This window comes from Endozoicomonas sp. ALC020 (assembly GCF_049275935.1).
GTDB lineage: Bacteria > Pseudomonadota > Gammaproteobacteria > Pseudomonadales > Endozoicomonadaceae > Endozoicomonas_A.
The window spans coordinates 51810-64180 of record NZ_CP184830.1 but is presented as its reverse complement, the minus strand read 5'-3'; the positions used below and the strand labels follow the sequence as shown (position 1 = coordinate 64180).

Here is a 12371-nt window from a genome sequence, read left to right as displayed (position 1 = left end):
TTATGAATTGAAGAATAAGTTTGAATATTTGAATATGCGGATAATCAAATATAAAAAAAAGAGTGTCAAGTATTACGCGTTGATTTCAGTCATTCTACCTGCAGGACTTAAGTTGGGTTTGCATGGCTAAAAAGCTCTTGGTAGCAGATTTCTATGGAGATAGCGGTTATGGATGAAAGGATAGACCCGGTTTTCACTGCTGGCATTCTTGAACTGGTCATCAGGGCTCGCTGGCGTGGAGTCGCGGCCTTGGAGGCTGAGTAATGAGCAATTTGACTAAAAATTCATCAGACTTCTGGCTAAATCCTTTCAAATCCAGTAAATTACGTCGGTTTTACTGGCTATCCCTGCTCAGAGGTTATCGGGTACGGATAAAAAATTTACGATCAAATGTGGTGGGCTACCTATGCTTTATGCCGAAGGCAACCGTCTGATGAACCTTGCGGATAAACACAACCGGGGTTTCGAGCGTAAGAAAACAGCCCGGCTGGGTACTGAGAAAAATCCTGCCAGTGTGGTTGTTCAGAATGAAGAGCGTGAGCAGGAGCTGTCGGCCATTTTTGAAGAGAATGGTTGGTTTTACACCATTGAGATTGATGAAGAGAAGCAGGAAGATGTCTCTGATCTGGAGTTACTGAAGAACCTGCCAACCACCAGGGTGGTAGAAAAAACGCCGGGTCGCAACGATCCTTGTGTATGTGGTAGCGGTAAGAAATACAAGAAGTGCTGTGGCCGATCATAATAGCCTGGCACTGTGCTACATAAGAACCTGCCAGACTTTTCAGGCGGCTTTCACTTCAAAAGGCTCTGTTGGTTACCTGGTGGTAGTTCATTTGCCACCGGACTCGACTGTCTCCCACCTTGATTATTGCCCTATCGTTTTGTAACTCTGGCATCTGTGAAGCTGCAAGCATTTATAACGAATGGTGATTCTGGAGTTAATTTATCCTATCCAGCGGATTATCGAATTCGCTGATTTGGACCTGTGCAGACTGTTATTGATCAACGAAGTTCGGAATCTGTAGCGGAGTGAGCTGGTGCTAAGCGGCGCTGCCCAGTGTGTGATGAAAGACAGAAGCACTGTTGGTTGCCATTACCAACATAGTATGAACTTTTATTCCAAATCCGTGTCCAACTGCCGTATCCACTTTTAATGTCGTTTCAAAATAAGGACAAATAAAATTTTAGAGGAGCTGGAAATGACACCAGAAATCAGGCAATTAAATGACAATTCCAAAATTGTCGATTCAATACAGACGCCCTCAGGGCGATCTCAATCAGAGCCGCCAACCGGTATCGGTATGGGCAGAGATATTAATGCATCTGGCCAGTGTGAATCTTTATTGGAGCAAATGCCCTTAGAATTGAAATATAAAATCATTGACTACTTGCATCTTCCAACTGCAAACCTTTTAAAACGGACATGCTCCAACCTCAAAAATGCTATCAAAGACGGCGATGTTCTGGCAAAAGCTTGGTATAACCGGTTTCCTTCGGCACATCAGGCTCGACTGGAAACAATCGTCAGTACAAAAGATGACAACCAGCTTCACGATTGGTTGGGACAGTTTACGAATGACAAGGCACTAATCAAATCACTTATACAATGCCGGGAGAGTTGTGATTTTCCTGCTATTTTCTATTTCACCATGACTGAACTGATGTCTAAATGTGAAACGTTTAAATTGGTTGATAATGGTGAGATTTCTCATGCTGGCCGGGTTGCATTAGCCACCTTCAGCGACGATGGCCTCCATGTGTTGACCAGGAGGGTGTCTGCCGGTCCTAACACAGTGAAAATCTTTGGTCAGAGCATCAGTGGATCATGGGATGTAAAAGCTAACATTCCTCATATCGATTGTACCAATTCAGCCAACTTCAGCACCGATGGCAATCATCTGGTCACCGCCAGTAGTGATGGCACGGCGAAAATCTATGGTCAGGAGGCTGATGGATCCTGGGAAGCAAAAGTGACCATTAATCATGTTCGTGAGGTCAACTCAGCCATCTTCAGTCCCGATGGTACTCTTGTGGTCACCGCCAGTGATGATTGCAATGCGCAAATCTATGGTCTGGAGGCCGACGGATCCTGGGTACCAAGAGCCAGCATTTTTCATGAAGGTTCGATAACCTCAGCCAACTTCAGCGCTGATGGACGCTATGTGATAACCACTGGTAATGATATGAAGCTGAGGATCCATTACCGAGAGGAAGATGGATCATGGCTGTTTAAAGACACTATTACCCATGACAGTAATCTAGACTCAGCCATCTTCAGCCCCGATGGCGCCCACGTGATGACCATTGGTCAAATGTTTGCGAACAATATGGATCTATTCACCCCCGACTCCATCTGCGATTACATGGTGATAATCTACGGCCAGGATTCCGATGGATTCTGGAAAGAAAAGGCTGACATCAGGCATTTTCGTGAGGTCAACTCAGCTAGCTTCAGCCCCGATGGCATTCACGTGGTAACTGCCAGTAGAGATGGTATGGCGCAAATCTATGGTCAGAAGGCCGATGGATCATGGCAACGAAAAGCCAACATTGTCCATCAGAAGTCGGTGGTATCAGCCACTTTCAGCGTCGATGGTCGCCATGTGGTGACTGCCAGCTATGATAAAACAGTGAAAATCTATGTTCTGAGGGCCGATGGAGTCTGGAAAGAAAAAGCTTCCATTGCTCATGACGACGAGGTCAATTCAGCGATCTTCAGCTCTGATGGTCGCCATGTGGTGACTGCGAGTAAGGATAAAACGGCTAAAATCATTGGCCAGGAGATTGATGGATCATGGGTAGTGAAAGGCACCATTTCGCATCAGGGTGCAGTCGACTCAGCCACCTTCAGTAGCGATGTTCGCTATGTGTTAACCGCCAGTCGTGATCAGACGGTGAAAATCACTGAAATAAGGATGGGTAATTGATTTTTTTTCTCAGTCTAAATCAACGGCCAACACTGGCGTTACAGGATTTTTTTACAGGTTGGTCTGCTCTGAAGGTCTGCATATCCTTTGAAGGGTATGGTGTGAATTTCAGGAAATTTCTGGTGGTTCTGTCAGTTATTCTCGGCATTTTTTCTGGGAGTAAATGTTTTTCATGGTGGTTATGTGGTGATTATATGGTACCCAATTTTCCCGTTTTGGCCATTCCTGGTCACGAGGCTTTCATGCAAGATCTCATGGCGGCTGCCCATGAAGTCCTGAATCGTGATCCAGACGACGATGATTCTATAACTGACACGCTACCTGTCGTGCCGAAACATGTTGTTCCCTATATTCCTTCCGACAGACAGCAAAATGCTGCACCCAAAAAACTGGACGAGTGCACCATTACCTTTCCTGAGGTGCCTGAGGATTCGCCTTTTCTGGTTGGTGTTCGGGAGAAAGATGCAAAGGCAGCAGCGAGGGCTCCAGAGGCAAAGGTCCCTGAAAGTTCAACAGAATGCAATCTGTCGGATGAGCTTGTTGCACGTCAGGAAGAAAAAAAACAGCTGACCGACGCTATTATCGAATTACGACTTGAGTGTCTTAAAATCAGCCGCAAATGGGAAACTTATGTCCCCCGTGTGGATATCGATTCGGAAGCTGCCCGGGACGTAATTAACTACGCCATGGCTATGCGTCGCGGTACCGTAAAAAAGTCAACAGTCGCATACCACAGGGCGCAACTGAACAAGCAGGTGGATACTGTTAATGTCCAGTCTGCAGGGGATCATGCCAAACAGGCTGTCAATCGCCCTGAGGCTGACCCTACACCCAAATTACTCGGTAACGCTGGTATTTGCGCGGAATTAATGAAGACACTGGAATTGGCAAAAGATGCTGCAGCTATTTATGATCCAGACAGAAGGTCACTTGAGGATGATGTCAAACTGCAAGAAACCATCAAAATCTATGAAACTTATCAAAAAGTAAAGGGGCAGTTAGTCGACTTACAGGCAGCCCTGCAGGGGATTGATGATTTTTCGTAACTAAATGATTGCGACGATTTTATCAAAGTCACTGGTCCAGAAGAACGTGCATTTCTTCTATCTGTTTGCTGCAGCGGATGTTTGAGGGGGTAGAAGCCAGTTCAGGGCAATTCTCATCATAACCGGGATTAGGCGTTCGGGAGGGTGAAGCAATCATACAGTTCATCCAGATCAACCCAAAGAATGCTATTTCTTTCATTGCCTCAATCTTGCCCCGGAAAGTCTTAGGCCAGAAGCTTAAAGCATCAAAGATATCTGGCGTGCCAAGGCTTATCTCAATGCAATTACTGAACACTTCAAGCACAAATTCCCAAAAGCTGAATTCGCTACGATGGATGTTGATGTACAGGCTGTGTTTATAGGCTTCAAGGGAGTTCCAAACCATGCCGAGCATCATCATCGGAAAGGCATAGACACTGTTTGATAGTTGATAAGTGTTCCATATTTTCTGGTAGATCATGCCATGGAAGAAAATTTCAACCAGGTTGCCACCCCCATTGTACAGGGCATAAGTAGCGAGTTCTGATAAAGACTCTGGATGTAGATAGATATCATCTTTTATGGGCACGATAGGGTAGTCGGGTATTTCATAGACATGGTTGTTGTAGGTAGCTATTTTCAACAGTGTCTGACAGTCAGGGAGCAGGTTTTTCCCAGAGCTGTTAAAGGTCAATGAGGGAAATGAGTAACATGCGTATTCCAGTGTGTTGGGAGGCACGAAAACAGTTTTCTCGAAGATCCAACGCTCCTCATTTGAAAGGATGGTATGGCATACCAGGTGCCTGGGAAAATAAAAGGGGTCAAGCTGATGACGATCCCTCATGGCTTTATGACAGCTTTCATGGGCTTTACTCACCTGAACGCCGTCGTCCGCATGTGTCGCCATATGAAAATAAAAGCCGAGTAACGCAATGAGCTTAACAGTGCTAAGCATTTTAATTTTCAGTGAGCTGACTTTTGAAGGCAATTTATTGCAGCCCGGGCATCTTGCAGGATTATGGGAAGAATTCATCGGTGACTTTTCCTTTCTAAAGGATCAGATCTCCAGCGAAGCGTAGACCTTTTTGATAAATTGTAAAAAAGAATGGTTTTTGCACAATGGAGCTTTGCGACACCCGCTAAGTTCGTCTCAATGAAAAAAGCCATTTCTGTTTCTGTTGCCAGAGACCTTCTGGAAAAGTTCAGACCCGCAGCAGGTCATCCTGTTTCGGTCAGACATTCCGGGTAAAGTTTTTTGTTACGTGGAAATCTATTGATCCAGAAGAACGTGCATTTCTTCTATCTGTTTGATGCAGGGAGCGTTTTCGGGGGCAGAAGCCAGGGTCGGGCAGTCCTCATGGTAATGGTTGTCAATGGAGTATGAAATCCATGAAGTTGCAATGACGATGCAGTTCAACCCGATGAGTCCAACAAATATACTCTCCTTCATAAAATTGATTTCGTCCCGGAAATCTTTCATTAAATAGTAATCGCCCCGGATAATTGGCAATAATTTAAATGCCTTAATGACTCCCGGTGCTTCAAGATCTATTTTAATGGGCATGCTGATAAGTTCAAAAGCGGTTTCCCCGATGGTGAATTGATGCTCACTATGAGTGTTAATGGCATGCAGGCTGTGTTTATAGATTGCAAGAGAGTTCCAGACTACGCCGAGCACCGTCAGTCGAAAAGCGAAGGCATTGTTGGAGAGTTGATAGTTTTGCCATATTTCCCGGTAGATCATGCCATGAAAGAGGGCAGCAGCCAGATTGCCTCCATTGTATAAGACAGAGGTAATGAGTTCTGACAAGGTCTGCTCGGGGTGCAGATAGATATCGTCTTTGATGAGTACGATCGGGTAGGGGGAGCGGGGTATTTCGACGGCTCGGCTGGGGGGGACGGTTTTATTTGACATTGCCTGGCATTCAGACAACTGGGCTTTCTCAGAGGTATTTCTGGCGAATGAGCGACAAGTGTATTCCAGTCTGTTGGGAGGCACGAATGCGGTCTTCTCGATAAAGAGACCCTTTTCAGTGTGAAGGATGCTTTTGCATCTCAGGTGTTTGGGGAAATGAAAGGGATCGAAATGGTGACGGTCCCGCATGGCTTTATGACAGCTTTCATGGATTTTACTCATCTGTACCCCGTCATCCGCTTGCACTGACATGTGAAAACAAAAACTGAACAGAGCCATGAGCTGGATAGTGCCGAGGAGTTTGATTATCAGTGCGCTGACTTTTAAGAACTGTTTATTGCAGCCCGGGCATCCTGCAAGCCTTTGGTAAGGAGTCATTGGTGCCTCTTACTATCAGAAGAATAAAGCAGACGAATAAGACATGCAGGAAAGCGTAGACCCTTTGCAGAAATCAGGCATTCAGCATAGCAGCACCACGTACACCCCCGGCATCACCGAATTTTGCCTTACGAATCTCCGGCAGTTGACCGATGTTCAGAGTGTATTTTGGCAGCAGAGGAGGAACCAGTTCGTAGAGTTCATCAAAGTTTGACAGGCCGCCACCCAGAACAATGACACCGGGGTCCAGAATATTGATCATGGCACCCAGTCCCGAAGCGAGCAGTTCACAATAAATCTCAACAGCTCGTTCTGCCCGGGCATCATGATGGCGGTATAGTTGTACTATGTCTTTGCCTGACCGGGACTCGTCGGCAACATGCTTATATGCCAGCTCCAGACCTCTGCCTGACAAGTAGTTATCCAGACAGCCGTGCATGCCGCAGCCACACTTGACGATGGGGAAGTTTTCGCCAGCCAGTTTGAAAACATGGTAGGGCAGTGGTGTGTGTCCCCATTCGCCTGCCAGGTTGTTTCTACCATCATGAATATTGCCGTTGATATAGAGACCGCCACCGCAACCGGTTCCGAGAATCACACCAAAAACCGTAGGGATTTTATCGCCTGCTCCGCCAATGGCTTCCGACAGGGCAAAGCAGTTGGCATCATTTTCAATTTTAACGGGACGATCCAGAAGTAATTCAAGATCAACTTGCAGATTCTGGTTGTTGGTACAGGGCACATTAGCACACTGAGCCTTGCCGGTATCAGGATTAACAAATCCGGGAATACCAATACCTACACTACCTCGTGTGTTTAATTCACGATCGGTTTCTAATACCAGTTCACGTATGGCTTTTTTAAAGGCATCGTAGGAGTCGGTCGGTGTGGGTAAGCGTTTGCTCACGAGTTTGTTATGCTCATGATCAAAAACGGCCAGCTCCATTTTAGTGCCACCGATATCCACTCCATACAGCATGGCTCACTCCTGAATCTGTTTTAAAGTAGTTTAAGCATAAAAAAGCCAACCCCGGAGGAGGTTGGCTTTTGTGATCAAGCGACGGTTGTATTACTGGATTTTTGGGTCCAGCTCACCCTTACCGTAACGAATAAACATGCTTTCCAGACTGGTGTTGCCAATCTTTGAACCCTGACCTGCAGCGCCGAACGCTTCATAACGCTGGATGCAGATGTCTTTCATGGCTTTGGTGGCCACTGCGAAATATTTGCGCGGGTCAAATTCGGAAGGGTTTTCTGCCATGAAGCGGCGAATAGCGCCCGTAGACGCCAGACGCAGGTCGGTATCAATGTTGACCTTGCGAACGCCGTGACGAATACCTTCCTGAATCTGTTCCACCGGTACACCGTAAGTTTCAGGGATTTGCCCACCGTTTTCGTTGATGACTTTCAGCCATTCCTGGGGAACAGAAGAGGAGCCGTGCATCACCAGGTGGGTGTTCGGGATGCGCTGGTGGATTTCACGAATACGGTCGATCGCCAGAATATCGCCTGTCGGTGGACGAGTGAATTTGTAGGCACCGTGGCTGGTACCGCAGGCAATGGCCAGGGCATCCACATGAGTGGCTTTTACAAATTCTGCTGCTTCATCCGGGTCTGTCAGCAGCTGATCGTGTGACAGGGTGCCTTCTGCGCCGACGCCGTCTTCTTCACCGGCCTGTCCGGTTTCCAGAGAGCCCAGGCAACCCAGTTCGCCTTCTACAGAAACACCACAGGCGTGTGCCATTTCTACTGTGCGACGGGTTACATCAACGTTGTAATCGTAGGAAGACGGTGTTTTGCCATCATCTTTCAGTGAGCCATCCATCATCACGGAGGTGAAGCCAAGCTGGATGGAACGTTGGCATACAGCGGGGCTGGTACCGTGATCCTGATGCATAACGACTGGAATATGGGGGAACTCTTCAGTGGCGGCCAGAATCAGGTGTCTCAAGAAAGGGGCACCTGCGTATTTACGGGCGCCTGCAGAAGCCTGAACGATGACCGGGGAGTCAGTCTCGTCGGCAGCCTCCATAATGGCGCGCATCTGTTCCAGGTTGTTGACATTAAATGCGGGGACACCGTAGTTGTTTTCTGCGGCGTGGTCGAGCATCTCACGCAAGCTGATCAGGGCCATTGCCTGCTCCTGCTAATCAAGGGGTGATTGAATTCGGTGGCTATTATCCCTGTTTCTTGGGAGTGGTGCAAAACATGAACGGCTTCAGGTATCTGAATACTAGTTCAGATAAGAAAGAGGTGGGCAAATAATAAGCCCGTTAGTCTGAACTACCGGGCTGATAAGTACTCAGCCATACGGAATCGAATATTTCTGGCTTATTGGGCAGGTGCTCTGCAAGGCGCAACGACGGGAACATAGCAAGCTATGTGACCAGAGTTGCAACGCATCACGACTGCATGGATGCAGGAGCTAGAGCAACGCAGGAGCAGTTGCCGCGAGTGCCTGAACAAGAAGTCAGAAAATATGATTTCGTATGGTTGAGTACTTAAATCAGGCTTTGCCTTCGGAGCCGAACTCACGGATTTTACCCATGACGGTTTCAATGATGGCTTCTTTACCCGGGCCAATGACCTTACGTGGGTCGTAAACTTCAGCGTCGTTGGCCAGGACCTTGCGAACCATGTTAGTCCAGGCGATCTGGTTTTCTGTGTTTACGTTGATCTTGGCGGTGCCACGGCTGATGGCATTCTGGATATCGGCAGTCGGTATGCCTGTGCCGCCATGCAGAACCAGTGGCACCCCCGTCAGCTCTTTAACCTGCAACATTTCTTCAAAGCCCAGATTTGGCAGGCCTTTGTATGGGCCGTGAACAGAGCCCAGAGCAGGGGCCAGACAATCTACGCCAGTGCGTTCAACCAGCTCTTTACATTCCTGTGGATCAGCGTAGATGCAGCTATCTGCAACAACGTCGTCTTCCTGACCACCAACAACACCCAGTTCCGCTTCAACGGATACGCCAAGAGCGTGAGCATACTCAACCACGGTTTTGGTCATGGCAACATTCTCTTCGAATGGGCCGTGAGAGCCGTCGATCATCACGGAAGAGAAACCGGCTTCGATGGCTTCTTTGCATTTTTCAATGCTGGAACCGTGATCCAGATGAACAGCAACCGGTACAGTAATTTTCATGCTCTCGATCAGGGCATTTACCATCGCGGTAATCACCTTGAAGCCACCCATATAACGAGCCGCGCCTTCAGATACACCAAGAATAACGGGAGACCGGGTTTTCTGGGCGGCAGTCAGTATAGCCTGAGTCCACTCCAGATTATTGATATTGAACTGGCCAATTGCGTACTTGCCTTCCAGAGCTTTTTTCAGCATTTCGGTCATGGATACCAGTGCCATAAAGGTTTCCTCGGTCAGTGGTCGGGAGAGCTGAGTCTGAATCAGTTTGAGTATCAGTCAACGATGAAGTTTGATAACACTTTCATACTGAGCCGTGCAAACTGAAATGTTTATGCTGTGATGCAAATTAATCCTGAGGCCGGAAACTTGGCTTGCCTGAAGTCTAACAAAAAAACTTTATCTTTCTCCAGTTATATAGAAAGAGAGTTTAAGAATTTTTTCAGCTTATTAATGCCTTGATCCTTTCAGGGGGCTTATGTTGACAAGAATTATATTTCCTCTTTATTAAAATAATGTTGTCGTTTAATGAAAAGAGTCATTGGGTAAGGTGTATGAAAATTCTGAGTATTTTATTGAAGTATGTCGTAAAAAAATGCTTGCAGCGGTCTGTTGACAGGGTGTTAGGTAGTAATGCGTATATTGGCTGGAGGTCAATCCTATTAAGGTGTGGAGCAATTTTTTGTGAGAAGGTGGGGGCTTTTTTAGTATTTCCTGAAGGAGTGACACGTCTTTTTTTGGGATTGAAGTGCTAAATAACGTCGCCTCCCTGAAGCAACCCTGAATGTTAGTGGATTGATCCGGTTTATTAATGAAAAAACATTACATAGCAGTGGGCTTTTTATGGTTTGAAGGCATTCTAAACCGCTTGTTGATGGTGTTTATTTTAGTGTGGCTGTTCATCATACGGCAGGCGATTAATTAGATGATGCACTATCTTGGAGTGGGTCTCTCTATAAGCAATGAAGTTTGTAAGAAACTCCGTATTCAGGTGCACGTTTTGAAATAATTTGTCGAGCTATGTCAGGGTTTGTGTGATTGATTGCCGGTTGTATCCTGTCGCTTACAAGCCGGATACTCCGGTAGCTGAGCAGCTATGAGCCGAGAAGAGTAGTTTGCGTCACTTTTCATCATGAGAAGAGGGCGGGCGGGCTGTTTTTCCCGGCAGGTAACTTTTTGAGTGGGTAAGATCATGTTTTCAGGCATCATTGCGTCTTCCGGCGTGGCCATTGGTAACGCCTTTGTGCTGAAAGAGGTCGAAATACAGATCAGCGATGGCGTTCTGGACAACTCTGAGGTCGAGGCGGATATCACTCGCTTCAGGCAGGCCAGAGATCGCGCAGTTGAGCAGCTTGAAGCCATTCGTGATAAAACTGCAGGCAAACTGGGGGAAGAGGAAGCTGAAGTCTTTGAAGGTCACATTCTGGTGGCAACAGACGAAGAGCTGGAAGAAGAAGTTATTTCAGCAATCCGTTCGCTGAAACCGGCAGATGCGGCACTGAATGACGCCATTATGGCTAATGTCAGTATGCTGGAAGAGCTGGACGACCCGTATCTGCGTGAGCGTGTAGCGGATATCAGGGATGTAGGGCGCAGGATGCTGAAGAATTTGCTGGGTATTCCTGTGACCTCTCTGGAGGAGGTGGAAGAGGGTTCTATTATTATTGCCAATGACCTGACTCCCTCTGATACTTCCCAGATTGATCTCAAAAAGGTCTGGGGTTTTGTGACCAACGTCGGTGGTCGTACTTCTCACTCTGCTATTATGGCTCGTTCTCTTGAGTTGCCCGCCATTGTTGGAGCCAGGGTGGCGACTGACAGAATTCAGAGTGGTGATCAGGTGGTGCTTGATGCCATCAACAATAAAGTGCTGGTGAATCCTGATGCCTCCGCGCTGGATTACTACCGGACGCTTCAGAAACAGCTGGATGAAGAACGTATTGAGCTGACCAAGCTTAAGGATCTCCCCTGCGAGACCCTGGACGGTAAAGCCTTCGAAGTCTGTGCCAATATTGGTACGGTCAAGGATATCGGAGGAGCTGATCGTCATGGTGCTGAAGGTGTGGGTCTCTACAGAACCGAGTTCCTGTTTATGGACCGCACTCAAATGCCTTCGGAAGAAGAGCAGTTCGAGGCTTATAAGGCCGTTGCTGAAGCCATGGGGGGGCGGCCGGTAATTATCCGCACTCTGGATATCGGTGGTGACAAGGAGCTGCCCTATCTTGATCTGCCTGAGGAACTGAATCCGTTTCTCGGCTGGCGAGCCATTCGAATGTGCTTTGACAAGCCTGAAATTCTTAACACCCAGTTACGTGCCATTTTCAGAGCCAGTGCTTTTGGCAAACTGAAGATTATGTTCCCCATGGTCATTTCCGTGGAAGAAGCCCGTCGGCTGAATGCCATGATGGCAGCGGTCAAGTCAGAGCTCAGCAATGAAGGCGTGTGCTTTGATGACCATGTTGAGGCAGGAATCATGGTGGAAACCCCTGCTGCGGTTATGATTGCCGACCTGCTGATTGAAGAAGTGGACTTCTTCAGTATCGGTACCAATGACCTGACCCAGTACGTTCTGGCTGTGGATCGTGGCAATGAAATGATTGCTGATCTCTATGAACCTATGTCACCCGCTGTACTGCGTGCCATCAAACGGGTGATTGATTGCTCTCATAAAGCAGGCAAGTGGACCGGTATGTGTGGAGAAATGGCGGGCGATGAGCGTGCCGCTTTGATACTTGCGGGTTTAGGGCTGGATGAGTTCAGTATGAGTGCTACGTCGATTCCCAGGGTTAAAAAAGTGCTCAGAGAGCAGCGTTTCGAAGCATTGCAAAAGCTGGCCAATGATGTGGTAAATCAACCTACCATCAAGGATGTACAAGCAGCCCTTGATGCATTTATTCAATGACCGACAGGCGGGGGGCATGGGCTCCCTTTTTTCAGAATTGCCAGAGAAAGTCAGTAGACAAGCAGTTCCGGATTAGAGTCCG

The 12371-nt window shown here is 47.4% G+C and carries 9 protein-coding genes; 4 read left to right on the top strand and 5 right to left on the bottom strand.

Annotated features, from left to right (window positions below; genetic code table 11):
* Positions 1 to 406: 406 nt before the first annotated feature.
* The 3 genes from ACOJUO_RS00210 (at position 407) to ACOJUO_RS00200 (ending at position 3973) form a co-directional block, all read left to right on the top strand.
* On the top strand, positions 407 to 742 hold the full coding sequence (locus ACOJUO_RS00210) for a PBPRA1643 family SWIM/SEC-C metal-binding motif protein (RefSeq protein ID WP_422134705.1): 336 nt from the start codon (positions 407 to 409) through the stop codon (positions 740 to 742).
* Positions 743 to 1199: 457 nt separating this feature from the next.
* The gene (locus ACOJUO_RS00205) at positions 1200 to 2927 is read left to right on the top strand and encodes a WD40 repeat domain-containing protein (protein WP_422138607.1); all 1728 of its coding nucleotides are present in this window, start codon (positions 1200 to 1202) and stop codon (positions 2925 to 2927) included.
* A 194-nt stretch (positions 2928 to 3121) separates the two neighbouring features.
* Positions 3122 to 3973: a hypothetical protein gene (locus ACOJUO_RS00200; protein ID WP_422138606.1), complete on the top strand. Its 852-nt coding sequence runs from the start codon at positions 3122 to 3124 to the stop codon at positions 3971 to 3973.
* A 28-nt stretch (positions 3974 to 4001) separates the two neighbouring features.
* On the opposite strand, the gene ACOJUO_RS00195 is transcribed toward ACOJUO_RS00200, so the two are convergent.
* The 5 genes from ACOJUO_RS00195 to fba (ACOJUO_RS00175) all read right to left on the bottom strand — a co-directional run bounded on the left by ACOJUO_RS00195 (position 4002) and on the right by fba (ACOJUO_RS00175) (position 9609).
* Entirely contained in the window at positions 4002 to 4985 is a 984-nt protein-coding gene (locus ACOJUO_RS00195; protein WP_422138605.1) for a hypothetical protein, read from the bottom strand.
* Positions 4986 to 5222: 237 nt separating this feature from the next.
* Complete coding sequence (locus ACOJUO_RS00190) at positions 5223 to 6245, bottom strand: hypothetical protein (RefSeq protein WP_422138604.1); 1023 nt, start codon at positions 6243 to 6245, stop codon at positions 5223 to 5225.
* A gap of 73 nt (positions 6246 to 6318) precedes the next feature.
* Positions 6319 to 7224, bottom strand: a complete 906-nt coding sequence (nagK, locus tag ACOJUO_RS00185) for an N-acetylglucosamine kinase (protein WP_422138603.1) — start codon at positions 7222 to 7224, stop codon at positions 6319 to 6321.
* Between the two features lie 90 nt (positions 7225 to 7314).
* A complete protein-coding gene (gene fba, locus ACOJUO_RS00180) occupies positions 7315 to 8379 on the bottom strand; it encodes a class II fructose-bisphosphate aldolase (RefSeq protein ID WP_422134699.1) in 1065 nt (354 codons plus the stop codon).
* Positions 8380 to 8751: 372 nt separating this feature from the next.
* Positions 8752 to 9609, bottom strand: a complete 858-nt coding sequence (fba, locus tag ACOJUO_RS00175) for a class II fructose-1,6-bisphosphate aldolase (protein WP_422134698.1) — start codon at positions 9607 to 9609, stop codon at positions 8752 to 8754.
* Between the two features lie 958 nt (positions 9610 to 10567).
* Between fba (ACOJUO_RS00175) and ptsI the strand changes: the two genes are divergently transcribed.
* The gene (gene ptsI, locus ACOJUO_RS00170; protein WP_422138602.1) at positions 10568 to 12289 is read left to right on the top strand and encodes a phosphoenolpyruvate-protein phosphotransferase PtsI; all 1722 of its coding nucleotides are present in this window, start codon (positions 10568 to 10570) and stop codon (positions 12287 to 12289) included.
* The last annotated feature ends 82 nt before the right edge of the window (positions 12290 to 12371 follow it).